This is a genomic window from Johannesbaptistia floridana, from assembly GCF_057440575.1.
Map to the genome: position 1 here is coordinate 1 of NZ_JALKVM010000178.1, position 16,652 is coordinate 16,652.

The following is a 16,652-nucleotide window of genomic DNA, read 5'->3' on the forward strand; positions in this document are numbered from 1 at the left end:
GCAAGATCTTAGACTAAAGAGAAATGAACTTTTTCTGAGGTTAATTTAGTACATAAGTTCTGGTGCAAGATATGAGTAATAATCTTCTCATTTTTAACTTTCAATAACTTATAATAAAATCAAACAGGGATACACCGCTAATTTCCACTGATGATGCCAACCAAGACATCCTCCCTCATATTGATAACATTGATTATTTAGCCGACTAACTACCCGAGGTATATGAATTGATGGAGATGTTTTAATTGGTTGATTGCTAGTCATGACTTTTCCTGAATCTGGGTCAATAATTTTGATTAAATCTGTATCTAAATTCTGATTTTGATTAAAAACTGTTTGGAAAAAAGAACTCATGACAATAAACTTGTTTCTCAGTAAATCTTTTTCTTGGTTTTCCAGTAATAAATTACTACCATCTAAAGATATTTTAGTTTGAAAAAGTATAACTACCATGAAATTATGATTTATTTTGAGGTGATGATTGACAAAAGAATCAGATTCAGTGAAATATATTTCGATAGCTTTTTCCCTTGACTTGTCTTGACACAATAGATAATTGAAAATTTGAGTCATGTAGTTGCTTGAGTAAAGATAAAATGTAAGTAAATGCAAAAGAATTAAGTATTTTTATCAAGAAATGAGCTAAAATTCTTAACTAGGATAAATCTATGACTCAACTGACTACTCAAAACGCGATCGCCATTCTCAAAAAATATAGTTCTGTGTTAGAAACAATCAAACTTGATTTCACCGCTAAACAACAACTCCAACAAGCCATTATCGTGATTGCAGAACTATCCGACTACCAAAATTTAGGTATTTGTGCTGATAATCTTGAGGAAGGATGGCAGGCTTTACATAGCTATTTATCTATTCTAGGTTATCCTAGTCAACCCCAACCCACTGATTTTGAAGCAGATTCGGCAATTTATATCAAGTTTAATACACAAAAATTGACATACTATTTAGATATCTATGAAGGCAAAGATAGAGGGGTTTTAATTGCTTACCAAGGAGAAGATGTAGAAGCAATGAGAACTTATGGATATTTTCCTCTCAATATATTAGAGTAAAAAGCAATGATTGAGAATCAATACAATGATATAATTAGTTACTTGGTTTTGATAGGGAACAGCTATCAAAGGTAACGGGGAAAGTTTGGTGAAAATCCAACGCTGTCCCGCAACTGTGATAAAACTAATCGGTTTTTTAGTCAGGATGCCCGCCAAATCTCTCAACATATCATATCTGCGAGGTACAGATGTTAAAAAGTGAATCATTAAAAGCTGCACTCCTAGAAGCGATGAGTCGGGAGGTGTAGAAAATGAGTATTGAAAAAAAAATCACCAGACTTATTCAAAATCACCTAGTTAGTTGCTGTGGAGGTATTGTTTTAACTTTAGTTTTAATACTCCAATCCACACAACCTGCCTATGGTATGCACATTATGGAAGGATTTTTACCTATAGGTTGGGCAGTATTTTGGACATTATTATCTTTACCATTTTTAGTAGTGGGAGTGCGATCGCTCGTTAAGTTGACTAATCGCAATCCAGAACTTAAACTACTTCTAGCCTTAGCTGGTGCCTTTAGTTTTGTACTTTCTGCTTTGAAATTACCTTCAGTAACCGGAAGTTGTTCTCATCCTACTGGCACTGGATTAGGCGCAATTCTCTTTACACCTGGGATAATGACTGTATTGGGGAGTTTAGTTTTGTTGTTCCAAGCTATACTATTAGCTCATGGAGGCTTAACTACCCTAGGGGCTAATTTATTCTCCATGGCGATTGTTGGTCCTTGGGTATCATACTGTATTTATATAAACTTTGCCAATACTAAAAGGGAAAAATTAGGGGTTTTTCTCGCCGCAGCTTTAGGAAATGTTGCTACCTATTTAGTAACTTCTTTTCAATTGGCTTTAGCTTTTCCCGCAGAAAATGGTGGCTTTATCGCTTCTTTACTTAAATTTGCCAGTATCTTTGCAATTACACAAATTCCCCTGGGAATTAGTGAAGGGTTGCTTACAGTTTTAGTTTGGAATTGGCTTAAGTCTTACGCTAAGTCAGAGTTAGAAACCCTTAAATTACTACGTACATAACTCTCAAAATTTAGTAAGAAATGGGGGATTGTAGCTTACAGGGGTAGGTTTTTGACACTGAGATTGTAGTAAGGGTAAGACTTTCAATTTATAGCAGTCGCCATCACTGTATTTGACAAAATATAGAACTTTTTCTCTTCTCAAAGTCTCTTTCCTTCTGCCGTCTGCCTAAAACAATAAATTGGAAATCAACAGGAAAAGAAAGATGAAAGAAACAACAAAATCAGGCAATTGGTGGTTAGTAGGGGGTGTATTGTTATTAACGGTTTTACCATTAGTTTTCGTCAAAGGTGAATATGGTGGTGCCGATGGAGAAGCAGAAGAGGTGATTGTTGAGACTAATCCAGAATATCAACCATGGTTTGATGGATTCTTTGAACCTCCTAGCGGTGAAATCGAAAGTTTACTATTTGTGTCCCAAGCCGCCTTGGGTTCTGGTATCCTAGGTTATGTGATTGGATTATACAAAGGTCGTAGTGAAAGAAACCAAGACAGTAGAGATTCTTAAAATCAAGATAATATATGCACCTAAAAATAGACTCTCTAGCCTATTCTAATCGTCTTCGTAGTTTACCCCCTACTCACAAAGTTGTATTTACCATCATGCTATTTATTCTTGGTTATCTTAGTTCGTGGGAAGTGCAATTAACTATTAGTTTTTGGATGCTTATCTGGGTTACAGTATATGCAGGGATACCCAAGCAAGTATATGGGCAAATGCTGGCTATTCCTGTGAGTTTTTGGTTGATGAGTGTGCCTGCCATCGCCCTGGGGATAGTAAGTCAGCAAAATCTAGGGGATGTGAGTAGCGATATTTACGAAGCTATCAATATAGGTAATTGGTATTTGTATCTAAGTAAACAAGGTATAATCCAGATACAAATTCTTTTAACTAGGGCACTTGCTTTAACTTCTGTTCTCTATTTCCTACTACTTACAACCCCCTTTGGGGAAATTCTTACTGTCTTGGCGCGTCTAGGTGTCCCCAGTTTGATTTTAGAACTATTAGTACTTATGTATAGAGCTATTTTTACCTTAACACAGACAGCTAGTGAGTTAATTGTTGCTCAAAAATCCCGCCTAGGCTATGTCACCTGGCGCCGCAGTATCGATAGTCTAGCTATATTAGTCACTCAATTGTTAAAACGTTCTTTAGAAAATTATCGTCAACTTACCCTCGGTTTAAAATCTCGGGGTTTTATTGACAAGATTAGTTTTTGGTATCCAACTCAGTATCAAACTAATCGTCGTTACACTCTAGAAGCCTTCGGGGGTTACTTTGTTTTAGTTTCCTATACTATTTGGGAATATGTTAATAGAGTTTAAAAAGGTTAACTATACTTATCCCTGTAGTCAAAAACCTGCTTTAGACAACCTGAATTTAGGAATTAAAGCCCATCAACGCACCTGTTTAATTGGACGCAACGGCTGCGGCAAGAGTACTTTATTTCGTTTAGCTAATGGTTTATATACTCCAGATCAAGGGAGAATTGAATTTCTGGGTAAACCTATCAGTTATCACCCTAAAGGCATCAAAGAATTACGTACTAGAGTGGGTTTAGTATTTCAAGATCCCCAACAACAGCTAGTAGGAACTACAGTAGCTGAAGATATTTCTTATGGTTTATGCAATCTAGGTTTACCCAAATCAGAAATAATCGCTAAAGTTAACCGTATTTTAAGAGAATTTGAACTGCTAGAGTTAGCTTACACTCCCCTCAACTATTTAAGTTTAGGACAAAAAAAACGTGTGTCCTTAGCTGATGTCATGGTTTTAGAACCAGATATACTCCTGTTGGATGAACCTACTGCCTATTTAGATACCCATCAAACTCAAAATTTATTCCTGATGTTAGAAAAAATTAGCAATCAGGGCACTACTATAGTTATTGCCACCCATGACCTAAATTTAGCCTTTGCTTGGGCAGATTGGGTGTTAGTCATGGATGCAGGGCAAGTTATTGTGGAGGGGACTCCAAAGGAGATTTTTACTAACACACAAATCTTATTACAATTGGGGTTAGGTGTTCCTCTGGCAGTGGAGTTACTAGCAACGGTTAAAGCTGAGATTTGTTTGACTCAATCCCAGATGCAAACTTTAACAAAAAAGCTTTGGCAGACTTGCCAAGGCCGAATATAGCTAAAGCTAGGATTAAGCCTTTGATAGTTTCTGGTTCTGGGGTAGTTTGTGGATTTTGCATGATTATTGAATCTATCCAAGCTGCTTCTTCTGATACCCGGGTATCATAAGTAAACTCCCCAAAAGTGGAGTTGAGCCGATTATCTATATCAGAAGTAAAGCTATTTCCAAAAAATAAACGCTCTCGAAAAGAAGTAATACCAGCAATTTGACCATTGATAAAACTCGGGCTGCCAGAATCCCCTCTAGCACCAGCAGATTCTCTAACTCCTATACCTGTACCCGGAATGCCAAAGAAAAAGTCAAAAGCATCATTTGCCGATAACCCATTGTCAAAGTCGCTTCCTAAAATCCCTGTGGTAGCACCTCCAAAAAATTGACTTCGTCCAATACCAGTGGCGTCATAGCGGTTTTCTCCTTGGAGTGGTATTCCCGGAGGTAGTATATCTCCTTGGTCGCCCCTGCCTCTTCTTCCATAGCCAACTCTAGTAAATGTTTGATCTATTTCATTCTTTTGACGATAAATTGGATAGCGATTTACCTCAGGGGGTAGGGGATTAGTTAAGTCAATAATTGCTAAGTCATTACCATCGGGGAGAATTCCATTCCAACCGGGGAGAAAAAAAACGTTTTCATTTGTATTATCAACATCTATGGGCACATCTACAAAGATTCTGTCCCCAGGAATATCAAAATTAACCCTGGCTTGAATTACATCGATATTGCCCCTGGTATCTGTTAAGCAATGGGCCGCCGTCAGAAGATGACGACCTGATGTCAATAGCGCTCCACCACATCTAATGGCGATTGAGGGATTTGCTTCGGTTACTAACCATAAGTCTGCTACTCCAGTAAATTCATCTGTAGAACTATTAACTTCATATATAGGATCTGTCGGAAATTCAAAAGTGGTTAGGAGTTCCTCTGCTACTGATGTTATTACCTCTCCTGATGGTAACTGATGTGTAGTCACAATTGGTGGGTTTGGGAAGACATCAACATTATTGTCGTTATTTTGACCGATAAAAATTGGATCGCTAGGGGTAAACAAAACAGTAGCTTCTGCTTTATCTATAGAATGAATACAAGCTAAAGAAAATAACAGTGATTGAATAAATTTTTTTCTCATTTATTTTATTTCGACAATTATAAGTAAAAAATAAGCATATATTAGAATATCGCAATAATAGCTTTAATCGTCAAAATTTTAACATATACTAATTTATTATGCTATTATTTAGCTGCTCCGCCCGTTGGCTAATTTTTGACCATGCTTCTTGATTTACCAATGATTCAGGGTATAAACTACTAGATAACCCTACGGCGATCGCCCCACTTTTTATATACTCTCCTGCATTTGTTATTGTTACCCCTCCTGTGGGAATTAAGGGTATTTTTCCTAGGGGTATCTGTAAACTTTTTATATACTTCGCCCCCCCTAAATTTTCTACCGGAAATACTTTTATACTACTCGCTCCCCTTTGCCAAGCTTTCACTATTTCTGTGGGCGATAAGGCCCCCGGTATTATTGGTATCTCCGCTTTATTACCCATTTCTATCAACTCATAATTACTGTAGGGAGAAAAACAAAACTCCGCGCCACAGGCTATGGCTTCTTTTAATTCTCTGGTTTCTATAATTGTCCCTACTCCAATCCTACAATCTGTTAACTCCTCTCTCAATTCTTCTACTAACTGAGTTGGTTTCTCACTATTCCAGGTAATTTCAATTAATCTCATCCCTCCTTTGGCTACCGCTTTGGCCATTTTTTTCCCCATAACTACATTCTCTGCCCTAATTACGGCGATCGCTCTATAACTCAATAATATTTCTAACCATTCTGGTTTGTTCATTTGTAATATGCATATAGTATTAATAGAAATTTAAACAACTATAAAGATAATAGGAAGAAATAGTATGATAGCCAAAAATTAGCGTTATGATCAATAAGTAAAGACAGTTTTATTAATTCGATTTATGCAAAGTGCTTCTTTGCTTTGGGTAGTCGCTGGCATAATTCTCTGTGTTAGTGAGCTATTCTTACCAACTCAATTTATCATCTTTTTAATGGGAATTAGTGCCTTAATAGTAGCGGGAATTTCCTTGTGGATAGGTAATTTTGCCCTACAAGTCGTTCTGTGGCTGATGGTATCTGCCATAGGAGTTTGGTTACTGACAAAATTTTATGTACCAAAAAGAAAATCTTTTAGTCTGGGAGATTCTCAAGAAGGAGAAACTCTCACCACAATTATGCCGGGAAAAACAGGGAGAGTAAGATACGAAGGCAACTCCTGGAATGCAAAATCCGCTGACCCCAGTCAGCTTATCGCTGAAGCAGAAAAAGTATATGTTGTGGGGAGAGAAGGAAATACCCTGATCGTAGCATCAGAAAAAATGTTGCAAGAGTAAATTTATAGAGGTAAATTATGGAAGGCTTATTTGGCTTAGTTATAGCAGCTATATTCGGTTCAAGCCTATTAGGATCGTCAGTGAAAATTGTAAGTGAAAAAAATGAATATTTAGTCGAAAGTTTAGGCAGTTATAAAAAGAAACTAGAACCAGGATTGAATTTTCTCATACCTTTTATTGATAAGGTGGTATACAAAGATACCATCAAAGAAAAAGTTCTCGATATTCCACCTCAAACCTGTATAACCCGGGACAACGTATCTATTAGCGTGGATGCAGTGGTATATTGGCGGATTATGGATATGTATAAAGCCCACTATAAGGTGGAAAATCTCAGAAGCGCCATTGTAAATATGGTGTTAACTCAAATTCGCTCAGAAATGGGTAAGTTAGAGTTAGACCAAACTTTTACCGCAAGAACCGAAATAAATGAAACTTTACTGCGAGAATTAGATATAGCTACAGATCCCTGGGGCGTAAAAGTAACTAGGGTAGAATTAAGGGATATTATGCCCTCAAAAGCAGTTCAAGACTCTATGGAACTACAAATGGCCGCCGAAAGGAAAAAAAGAGCCGCAATTCTTACCTCCGAAGGCGCTAGAGACTCGGCAATTAACTCCGCTAAGGGTAAGGCTGAAGCCCAGGTATTAGAGGCAGAAGCAGCTAAAACAGCTCTCATCTTAGCGGCAGAAGCCCAAAAACAAAAACAAGTATTAGAGGCAGAGGGTACTTCTGAAGCATTGAATATAGTCGCAAGGGCCTTAGCAGGCGATCGCCAAGCAGCTAAATCTTTAGAGTTCATCCTAGCTCAAAAATACATAGATATGGGTCAAAAAATTGGTAGCAGCGATAGCAGTAAAGTAATGTTTATGGACCCTCGCAGTATTTTAGGCAGTTTAGAAGGAATTCGTACCCTGATTAGCGATAAATCCCCTGAGAATAATCATAACTCTTCTTCAGATTCATCTTTGACTAATGAACTTGAAAGACTTGATCGTTATTCAGCTTCTTAGTTTTAATACACAAATAGTGCGATCTCACCTTGGTTTAGATCGCACTCTCGCTAATTGGAATTTAAAATATTGAAACTTTATATTTCTTTATTTCAGCATCATGGGTAATCAAAATTAATTGTTCCTGTATAGCTTGAGCGATGAGCATTCTATCAAATGGATCTCTATGGATAAGTGGTAAATTACTATAAGTATTAATGTGATTTGTTTTAATAGTGAGAATTTCATATCCTAAAGTCTCAACTTCTAAAAAGAATTTTTCAGGGAGTGTTAATTTACCTATATTTGATTTAATGGCAAGCTCCCAAAGACTTGCCATAGAAATACAAACTATATTGTCAGGATCACAAATAGCTTCGGTTTCTCTTTCAAATAGTCTAGAAATACTACTGTCTAAAGCCCATAGAAAAGAATGTGTATCTAATAAAAGTTTCATCTCTTAATCTATGATGCCTAGGGATTTAGCTTCCTCTTCAGACCAAGAGTCAAAATCATCAGATATTTTAATTTGTTTATTAAAATAATTAAGACGCTTATTTTCTATTTTAGGCTGATACGCAGTTAACTTAACTACAGGTTTATTCATTTTGGTAATAATAATTTCCTCTCCACCAAGAACTTGTTCTACTAGTTCTGAGAAACGAGCTTTTGCTTCTGAAATGTTTAGGGTTTTCATACAAATTAATTTACTATTTTTATTGGCTCAAAACTAGTCTAACTTAGTCTAACTAGTTAGTCAATATTCTCCCGCAGGAAAATCGACGATTACTTAAATGTTTTAACTCTTTTAACACACTTGGCACGCTTTTTTAGCGATCGCTGTTCATTTAGTAGTATTAATTAAGACAGTAATTCTTATTTTTGAGTGATTGGTTTTGAAAACTTTTTGGGCTATTATTATATTAATTACTTATTTATTAAACTTGTTGGAGGATTAATAGTTCATGTCAACTATCAAACTGATCAATATTTTTAGTAAACTTTTGATTTTTGGTAGTATTTGTGTTCTGCCTAGTTGTTTTCTAATTGGACCGTCTCAGGCAGCAACTTTCACTTTTTTAGCAGGACGTGAAGACAATTTTGTAACTAGCGACGGACCTGAATTAGCCAGTCCTAGTCCAGGTTTGGTGATGAGAAATAACAATCTCTTAGAGAGTTTGATTGGACAGACCTGCCAGCAAATATTTCCTCGTTGTGAAGTCAAAAATTTTGATGACTTTAATAATGATCGCAACTTTCTACATACCTTTGATTTAAGTAGTTTAACAGGTTCTGTTGATTCTGCTACGTTGAGAATTACGCTTCGAGGGAATGGCTCTAATGATACAATTAGCTTATCATTTACCGACGAATTAGGTAACTTGATTGAAGAACAAGGGAACCCGGTAAGTTGGCGTCGCTTTTTAGGAGCAGGTAATCCTGAAGATGGTCTAACTAATATATCGTGGACTGGCAATGTTGAAAGAACGTTTACCTTTGATTTAGGGAACCTTCCCTTAGCTCCACAACAAAATCCTAATATTGTTGAAAGTAACTTATTAAGCACAATAAATAACCAGGGTTTTTTGGATATCTTTATTGAAGATGATACTTATATTGACTTTGCTGAACTAACAATAGAAACACAATCTCAAAGTATTCCTGAGTCTTCTAATTTATTGACTATTTTAATATTAGGAGCATTAGGCGGTGGTTCTGCATTTAAAAAGGTATGGTCAAGTTAACTATATGTCAAATACAGTCTAGCCGTTTTGCTTATCACCACAAATAAGGAAGATATGTAAGATTTTAGAGGCTTTGGTGTAAGTGGTTGCCTACTCCCAGGCTTCCACGTTTCTAACTGCGAACTTATTTTCTTCGGTTTTAACCATTAGTTTTGCTTGTTTCCAACCTAAATAAATCGGAGTTTTATCTGGGGTTTGACTATTATAAATGGCGAAGTAGTCTAACCAATTGAAATTTTTACCATCACGGGCTAATATTGGTAACAAATGTTGTTGATTATAGGTTAGTTCCAAGGTTTTGTTATTGCTTCCTTGAAATGTGATTTTATCTTGTTGGATTTCTAGCCTACTTTTTTCTTTAATTTTACGTTTAAATTCTGCATAACTTCCCTCAGTTTCTATTTCTCCTACTTCTAAAGCGAAACCTGAATAATCATTTCTTTCTGTGGTGGCTGTAAAAACTTGTTCTTCTTTGTATCTTTGTAACCATCTTTCATCGGTTATATTTTGCCATTCATACTCATTTAAGTTAATGGGAAAAATCGCTAACCAGGTTTTTTCCAGTTGAATAAACCAAATATTATTTTCTATTTCTATGTTGGCAGTTTGAGGGATTTGAAAAGCGAAGTTGTGATTATCAGCAGAACTTAACCAAATCAAAAGATTTTCATATTGTCCTATTTGATCTCCCGGGTTTTTACCTGGATTTAGGCGATCGCTTCCTGTATTAACAGCAAAATAATCTACACCTCTTTTACTACTATAAGCCATTAACACAAAGGGTTTAACATCTCCTGCGGCAAAAGTTCCTGCTAAACTACCCATTTGATAACTATGACCAAAAAACTGAGTTTCCCAGTAACCAGGAAAGCGATTATTTTCTGGTTTCCAATTTTGATAAACAGGTTTAGTAGCAATAATTTCTAAGGGTTTGAGAAATTGTTTTTTTGCTATGTCAACTGCCGCTAAAGGAGGTCGATAAGTACTAGTTATGAAGTGTAATGTATCTAAACTTGGATTAGGATTAGGAATTACGGTATCACCATAATATAACCAAAAAGCTCTAGCTGCCTCTGCTCCAAATACGACACTACTTCCTCCATAATCTCGTTTAGATGGACTTCCCCAACCACCTCGATAATATTTTACTGCGGCAGCGATTGACATCCAATCTAAGGCGGCTTTAGCTAAATCTTTGACTTCCGTATCTTGGGCAAAATCGTAAAGACTGAGATAGGGAGCAAAGGTATGACTATGATAAACAGATGAATCCCATTCACCCATACCAATATTATATAAAGCTTCTACATAACGGCGAATTTTCTCTTTATAAATCTGTCGGGTTTCCTCATTACCTGTTTCTTCCGCCATCAAATATACAGCAGTTTCTCGCATCGCTCGTAAATTATCGGTATTTCTGGCGTCAACCCATCTTCCTCGCCTTTTCATACTCCAACCTCCTCCATCTCCTTCGCCAAAGCCATACTCAGGGTGGGGACGAGTTAAGGGGTCTTCTTGGGTCCATTGTTTGGCGCCTTGGTACATTCTTTCTGTATAGGCGGGATCAAAAAATTGTTTAAATAAAAAATATTTACGAATTTGTCCCTTTAGGGTAAAACAGAAGTAATAATCAATGCCCTCTGTATGAGCATGGTCTTTTGCTTGAGGATCATCTTTTTGGAGAAATTCTAGGGCTTTTTGGCGATTTCCTGCTAAAAAATCGAACATTGCTCTAGGATAAGACCTTTTTTCATTTTCTCCATAACCATTACCATATTCTTTAGGGTTAGCAAAATGATTAATAATGGTGGTTGCTCTTTCTTGAAATTCTGTTTCTAATTCTGGAGTCCATTGATTGCGCCATTGAGAATTTACTACAGAAAGTTCAATACCGGGAAAAGTATAATTATTTTGGGCATAAGCAGTAGATATTACCCAGCCTATGGTTATCGACAAGAAAAAACTAATAATTGCGATAAGAATAAGATGAAGTTTCATAAAAAACAAATATCAAAATTTACCTCATATCTTGCACGCAAATACAAAAGTACAGAAATTGGCCAACAGGCTCCGAATCAATTTTTAAGCGTTTAGCATTAATTCTTTAACTCATTACTTCAAAACTCCAAAACTTCAAAACTCCAAAACTCCAAGACTTCAAGACTTCTTACTTCAAGACTTCAAAACTCATTACTTCTTACTCATTACTCAACCACAACCAGTAACATTAGGTAAAGATGCGAGGGGTCTGAGTTTACTTAATCTCGCTCGGTTTTTACCCATTTCGACTCAGGTTTAAAGATAAACCTTAGATAGATACTAAGTTTGGAAAACAGATACAAGGGTATAGAAACCAGACTAGAAAAAGGAATCTCATCTTTGCCAAATTTAGCCCAAGCAGACAAGATACTGATAAACATCACCACTCCTGCAATAGTTAGTATTAAGCTAGGTAGCCACAAACTAAATACCAATCCTGTAATTAAGCTTATAACTAATCCCAATACCCATAACATTACTAACAAAGATAGGGGAGGAACACTTAATTCTAATGCTAAAGCCAGTAAAGGTAGACTAGCTTTACTTATAGCAGCTTTTAGTAATCGAGGTACTTGGGTTAGGAGAGTTTGTAGGTGGCCATGTTCCCAGCGTGTGCGCTGGTTTTTAGCGATTTGTTCTTTTTGAGGAAGAATACCAATAACTTTAGCTTCAGGGCAAAAAAGTGGGAGATAACCGTCAATAGCTAAATTGAGGCCCAACTGCATGTCTTCTACAATATTGCCATCAGCAAGATTTGCTTGACTAATTACAGACCACGGAAAGGCCATTCCTGTGCCTGTAAGCAGGCAGGGAAGTTTCAAAACATTTAATCCCGATGGGCGAACCCAATTTTTCACTAAAAAAGCAAAAGCAGACACCGTATCCTTAGGAGATGGGTTTTGGGGTTTTTCCATCAGATAAAGGGCTTGAATTGGTCTCCCCGTAATTGTAGATTTGTCAATTAACTTAGATATGGCTGTGTCAGTGACTAAACAATCAGCATCGACAAAGATTACCCCAGATGGAGGGTTAGAGGCAAGATAATCCAATCCGTAGGCTAAAGCGTAGCCTTTACCTCGATTATTTTCATCTTTTCTTTCAATAACAGTAACTTGTAAACTACGGGCAATCTCTGCTGTTTCATCGCTACAATTATCAGCAATTACTACTATATCTTCTGGTTTCCTTACTTGGGGTAATAATTCCTTGAGCGTTTTTTCAATACAAGCCTCTTCATTGTGGGCTGGCATTAATATTCGCCAATCTGAATGCTTTTTTGCTTCATCAAGAGATTTAGTTGGTTGACTAAATAAAGCTCCTATACATTCTACGGCTAAAACTAGTATAGGTAAACAAAGAGTGATGACAATAGCCCAGATAAAAATATTTAAAATTAGTAACATAATATATCTAATGATTATTTCGTATTTGCTTTTGATAAGCATCAACAAGAAGGTTTATAGCCAAGCTTGGAACATTATTCCTTAAAAGCGCTTACCTTCTTTGTAGATAGTAAGCTTTATGGGTAAAAATTAACCTAGATGATAAGATAATATCCTATTAAATCAAAAAATCCAAATAAATTAGCTCACCGAAGGTATTAAAAACTATGCGTCTTGGTATTGTTGGCTGTGGTTTTGTCTCAGACTACTATCTGAAAACCATGAAACTCTACCCCGAACTAGAATTAGTCGGGGTAGTAGATAAAATTCAACTCAGGGCCGATAAATTGGCGAAAACTCATAATGTAACTGCCTACGACTCTCTAGAAGAACTGTTAGCCGGAGATAAAGTAGAATTAGTCCTTAATTTAACTAATCCTCGTAGTCATTTTGCTGTGTCTCAAGCCTGTTTAGAAGCAGGTAAACACGTCTACTCAGAAAAACCCCTCGCTATGGATTTTAGCGAAGCTAAACAATTAGTAGAACTTGCTAAAACTAAAGGTTTATATATTTCTGGGGCCCCTTGTACCGTTTTGGGTGAAACTGCCCAAACTCTCTGGAAAGCCATTCGAGAGGAAAAGATTGGTAAGATTAGAGCTGTGTACGCAGAAATGGATGATGGCATGGTGCATTTATTTCCTTACCAAAAATGGGTGAGTGAATCGGGAATACCTTGGCCTTACAAAGATGAATTTGAGGTAGGCTGCACTATTGAACATGCGGGTTATGTTTTAACCTGGTTACTGGCTTTTTTTGGTCCCGCTGAAACCGTAACTGCCTTTTCTGATTGTTTGATTCCTGATAAAAAAACACCTGTGCCCTTAGATACTAATGCCCCAGATTTTTCTGTGGCTTGTATCAAGTTTGCCTCAGGAATAGTAGCAAGAATCACTTGCAGTATAGTGGCGACTCATGACCATGAATTGAAATTCTATGGTGATGATGGAGTTATATCAATAGAAGACTGTTGGGATGAGCGTAACCCAGTTTATGTACAAAAACGCTTCACTATTCGGCGTAAAACTTTGATGTCTTGGAAGCGAAAATACCCGCTCCTAGGGAAGAAAAATCCCCATATTCCTCCTTCTGGTGCCCAAGATATCAATTTTTGTCGCGGTGTGGCGGAATTAGTGGCCGCAATTACCGAAAACAGAACTAGTCGTCTTTCACCAGATTTTTGTTTACACGTCACAGAGTTAGTTTTAGCTATTAATAATGCTAAGAATACAGCTTCTCCCTATAAACTGACTACATCCTTTTTACCAATGGAGCCTATGCCTTATGCCCAATAATTTACATATCTTAATTACCGGTGCTAGTGGTTTTCTCGGTCGTTATGTAGTTAACGAGGCTTTGCTGCGAGGTCATCAAGTTCGCGCTACTACACGTTCGAGTAATTCCTGGCAAGAACATCCTCATCTGGAGATAAAACAACTAGATTTACTCAATCAAGAGTCAATTTTACCCTGTTTAGATGGTGTTGATTTAGTTATTCATTTGGCTGCTAGTAAGACCGGAGATTGGGAAACTCAATACGCTAATACTGTTACCGCTACAGAAAATCTCTTGATGGCTATGTCTCAAGCTGGTTTAACAAGACTGGTGGCTATTAGTAGTTTTTCTGTTTATGATTATTTGAGAATTCGTCGCCGAACAACTCTTGATGAAACTTCTCCCCTAGAAGCAACCCCCGAAAGAAGAGATGTATACGCCCAAATGAAGTTAAAACAAGAACAATTGATTCAAGATTGGCAAAGGGAAAATAATGGAGATGTGACTATTCTTCGTCCCGGTATTATCTATGGTAAGGATAATCTTTGGCACGCTAGTTTAGGTATTGATAAGAGTGATAAACTTTGGATATTAATTAATTCTGTTTCCCAAATGCCCCTTAATTATGTAGAAAATTGTGCCCAAGCAATTGTTTTAGCTGCTGAAACTGAAGGGAGTATTGGTGAAGTTATTAATTTAATAGATGATGATTTACCGACTCAATCTACCTATATAGAGAAGATTTGGCCCTATTTATCTGTTCAACCTCAAACAATACGGCTTAATGCTTCTTTTGTTCGTTTTCTCACTAATTTGGCTTGGCAAACTAATCAATTACTTCTGAAAAATAAAAAGTTAGTTCCTAGTCTGTTTTGTCCTAATATCTTTGAGGCTCGTTTTAAACCTCTAAAATATGATAATAGTCGTGCTAAAAGTATATTAAATTGGCAACCTCGTTATACTCTTAATACTGCCTTGGAACAAATTGCAAAACTATAAGAAATTAATATGAGTATTAATATTGGTTATTTGACTGGTGAATATCCTCGCGCAACTGATACTTTTATCCAAAGAGAAGTGGCTTCTTTAAGGGCAAAAGGTCTCAATATATATACCTTTTCTATTCGTCGTACTGGTGATGAACATATTGTTGGTCCAGAACAAGCCCAAGAACGAGAAAATACTTTTTATGTACTACCGCCAAATATTCTTCAACTGATTATTTCTCATCTTTTTTTGTTAGTTACTTCCCCAAAAAACTATCTAAAGGGTATTGCTTTGGCTTGGAAAACTCGACAGCCTGGCATTAAGGGTAATCTCTATCAATTGTTTTATTTTCTAGAAGCTGGTATTCTAGCTAGAGAGTTATCTAAACGCCAGATTAGTCATCTACATAATCATTTTGGCGATTCTAGTGGTACGGTAACTATGCTCGCTGCTGTGATTGGTGGTTTGACTTATAGTATTACTGTACATGGCCCTGACCTGTTTTTTGAACCCTATCGCTGGGCAATTGGTGAAAAGTTCAAACATGCTCTTTTTACTATCTGCATTAGTAATTTTTGCCGGAGTCAATGTATGCTTTTTGGTCCTAAGGATACTTGGCAACGTATGTATATTGTTCACTGTAGCTTAGACGTAAGTTTATTTAAGCCAGTCACTCATCAGCAATTAGGTACTCAATTACTCTATGTGGGACGTTTAGCTGCTGTTAAGGGGTTAGAAGTTTTATTGACCAGTTTAGCTAAGTTAAAGTCTACTCACCCCAATATTATCTTAACTTTAGTGGGAGACGGTCAAGACCGCTCGGATTTAGAAAAGTTAACGGCAGAATTAGGCTTGACTCAACAGGTTAATTTTGTTGGTTATAAGTCTCAAGCAGAGATTCGCCAATACCTCCAAAATACTGATGTTTTTGTTCTTCCTAGTTTTGCTGAGGGGGTGCCTGTTTCTTTGATGGAGTCTATGGCTACTGGTGTACCTGTTGTGGCTACTCAAGTTGGCGGTGTTGGTGAGTTGGTCAAGGATGGGGTGAATGGTTATCTTGTCCCTCCTGGAGATGCTCATTCTTTGGCTGAGAAAATTTCTCTTTTGTTAGACGATGTGGATTTGAGAAATAAACTCGCTCAAGTTAGTCGTCAAACTATTGAACAGCAGTTTAATATTGCTGTTGAAGCTGAGAAACTCTATGATATCTTTACTAAGTATTGTCAGTGACACGTTTAAATCCTAAGGGATTTAGTTGAGTAATGAGTTTTGAAGTAATGAGTAATGAGTAAGAAGGTAGCCTGTACGTAGCCTGTAGGTTGGGTTGAGGCACGAAACCCAACATTATATTAGTAGTTGTAGTTGTAGGGTGTGTTAGGGCGAAGCCCGTAACGCACCGTTAGATGAGTAATGAGTAATAAGTAATGAGTAATAAGTAATGAGTAAGAAGGTAGCCTGTACGTAGCCTGTAGAGTTGTAGGGTGTGTTAGCGTGAGCGTAACGCACCTAGATGAGTAATGAGTAACG

18 protein-coding genes and 1 riboswitch are annotated in these 16,652 nt (G+C 36.9%); of the genes, 11 read left to right on the forward strand and 7 right to left on the reverse strand.

Annotated features, from left to right (window positions below; translation table 11 throughout):
- Positions 1-108: 108 nt before the first annotated feature.
- Entirely contained in the window at positions 109-573 is a 465-nt protein-coding gene (locus MW688_RS12130; protein WP_486736252.1) for a hypothetical protein, read from the reverse strand.
- Between the two features lie 95 nt (positions 574-668).
- Here MW688_RS12130 and MW688_RS12135 point away from each other — a divergent pair, with 95 nt between their 5' ends.
- From MW688_RS12135 to MW688_RS12155, 5 genes are all read left to right on the forward strand, one after another.
- Positions 669-1,073: a DUF1824 family protein gene (locus MW688_RS12135; protein WP_486736253.1), complete on the forward strand. Its 405-nt coding sequence runs from the start codon at positions 669-671 to the stop codon at positions 1,071-1,073.
- Positions 1,074-1,099: 26 nt separating this feature from the next.
- Positions 1,100-1,244: riboswitch (cobalamin riboswitch) on the forward strand.
- An 80-nt stretch (positions 1,245-1,324) separates the two neighbouring features.
- Positions 1,325-2,098, forward strand: a complete 774-nt coding sequence (locus MW688_RS12140; protein WP_486736254.1) for an energy-coupling factor ABC transporter permease — start codon at positions 1,325-1,327, stop codon at positions 2,096-2,098.
- A gap of 205 nt (positions 2,099-2,303) precedes the next feature.
- Positions 2,304-2,606: an energy-coupling factor ABC transporter substrate-binding protein gene (locus MW688_RS12145; RefSeq protein ID WP_486736256.1), complete on the forward strand. Its 303-nt coding sequence runs from the start codon at positions 2,304-2,306 to the stop codon at positions 2,604-2,606.
- Positions 2,607-2,620: 14 nt separating this feature from the next.
- Entirely contained in the window at positions 2,621-3,424 is an 804-nt protein-coding gene (cbiQ, locus tag MW688_RS12150) for a cobalt ECF transporter T component CbiQ (protein ID WP_486736257.1), read from the forward strand.
- Positions 3,408-4,238, forward strand: coding sequence for an energy-coupling factor ABC transporter ATP-binding protein (locus MW688_RS12155; RefSeq protein WP_486736258.1), 831 nt, complete (start codon positions 3,408-3,410; stop codon positions 4,236-4,238). The genes cbiQ and MW688_RS12155 overlap by 17 nt, the downstream gene beginning before the upstream one ends.
- On the opposite strand, the gene MW688_RS12160 is transcribed toward MW688_RS12155, so the two are convergent.
- Together MW688_RS12160 and MW688_RS12165 are read right to left on the reverse strand one after the other, a co-directional pair.
- Complete coding sequence (locus MW688_RS12160) at positions 4,156-5,367, reverse strand: trypsin-like serine protease (protein ID WP_486736259.1); 1,212 nt, start codon at positions 5,365-5,367, stop codon at positions 4,156-4,158. The two genes, MW688_RS12155 and MW688_RS12160, sit on opposite strands and share 83 nt — an antisense overlap.
- An 88-nt stretch (positions 5,368-5,455) precedes the next feature.
- Entirely contained in the window at positions 5,456-6,091 is a 636-nt protein-coding gene (locus MW688_RS12165) for a bifunctional 4-hydroxy-2-oxoglutarate aldolase/2-dehydro-3-deoxy-phosphogluconate aldolase (RefSeq protein WP_486736260.1), read from the reverse strand.
- A 124-nt stretch (positions 6,092-6,215) separates the two neighbouring features.
- On the opposite strand from MW688_RS12165, the gene MW688_RS12170 reads away from it, so the two are divergent.
- Both MW688_RS12170 and MW688_RS12175 read left to right on the forward strand, forming a co-directional pair.
- Positions 6,216-6,647 carry an NfeD family protein gene (locus MW688_RS12170; RefSeq protein WP_486736261.1) on the forward strand — a complete coding sequence of 144 codons (432 nt, stop codon included), beginning with the start codon at positions 6,216-6,218 and terminating at the stop codon, positions 6,645-6,647.
- A 17-nt stretch (positions 6,648-6,664) separates the two neighbouring features.
- Entirely contained in the window at positions 6,665-7,660 is a 996-nt protein-coding gene (locus MW688_RS12175) for an SPFH domain-containing protein (protein WP_486736262.1), read from the forward strand.
- 61 nt (positions 7,661-7,721) lie between these two features.
- Here MW688_RS12175 and MW688_RS12180 read toward each other — a convergent pair whose 3' ends face one another.
- Complete coding sequence (locus MW688_RS12180) at positions 7,722-8,096, reverse strand: type II toxin-antitoxin system VapC family toxin (protein WP_486736263.1); 375 nt, start codon at positions 8,094-8,096, stop codon at positions 7,722-7,724.
- A 3-nt stretch (positions 8,097-8,099) separates the two neighbouring features.
- The gene (locus MW688_RS12185; RefSeq protein ID WP_486736264.1) at positions 8,100-8,336 is read right to left on the reverse strand and encodes a type II toxin-antitoxin system Phd/YefM family antitoxin; all 237 of its coding nucleotides are present in this window, start codon (positions 8,334-8,336) and stop codon (positions 8,100-8,102) included.
- 268 nt (positions 8,337-8,604) lie between these two features.
- On the opposite strand from MW688_RS12185, the gene MW688_RS12190 reads away from it, so the two are divergent.
- On the forward strand, positions 8,605-9,384 hold the full coding sequence (locus tag MW688_RS12190; RefSeq protein ID WP_486736266.1) for a hypothetical protein: 780 nt from the start codon (positions 8,605-8,607) through the stop codon (positions 9,382-9,384).
- Between the two features lie 90 nt (positions 9,385-9,474).
- On the opposite strand, the gene MW688_RS12195 is transcribed toward MW688_RS12190, so the two are convergent.
- Positions 9,475-11,382 carry a hypothetical protein gene (locus tag MW688_RS12195; protein ID WP_486736267.1) on the reverse strand — a complete coding sequence of 636 codons (1,908 nt, stop codon included), beginning with the start codon at positions 11,380-11,382 and terminating at the stop codon, positions 9,475-9,477.
- Between the two features lie 260 nt (positions 11,383-11,642).
- Positions 11,643-12,827 carry a glycosyltransferase family 2 protein gene (locus MW688_RS12200; RefSeq protein WP_486736268.1) on the reverse strand — a complete coding sequence of 395 codons (1,185 nt, stop codon included), beginning with the start codon at positions 12,825-12,827 and terminating at the stop codon, positions 11,643-11,645.
- A gap of 206 nt (positions 12,828-13,033) precedes the next feature.
- Here MW688_RS12200 and MW688_RS12205 point away from each other — a divergent pair, with 206 nt between their 5' ends.
- The 3 genes from MW688_RS12205 to MW688_RS12215 are packed head-to-tail and all read left to right on the forward strand — an operon-like array spanning position 13,034 to position 16,355.
- Positions 13,034-14,158, forward strand: a complete 1,125-nt coding sequence (locus tag MW688_RS12205; protein ID WP_486736269.1) for a Gfo/Idh/MocA family protein — start codon at positions 13,034-13,036, stop codon at positions 14,156-14,158.
- Positions 14,148-15,137, forward strand: coding sequence for an NAD-dependent epimerase/dehydratase family protein (locus MW688_RS12210; RefSeq protein ID WP_486736270.1), 990 nt, complete (start codon positions 14,148-14,150; stop codon positions 15,135-15,137). Before MW688_RS12205 ends, MW688_RS12210 begins: the two co-directional genes overlap by 11 nt.
- Before the next feature lie 9 nt (positions 15,138-15,146).
- Positions 15,147-16,355 (forward strand): glycosyltransferase family 4 protein, encoded by a 1,209-nt coding sequence (locus MW688_RS12215; protein WP_486736272.1) that lies wholly within the window; start codon positions 15,147-15,149, stop codon positions 16,353-16,355.
- Positions 16,356-16,652 lie beyond the last annotated feature (297 nt).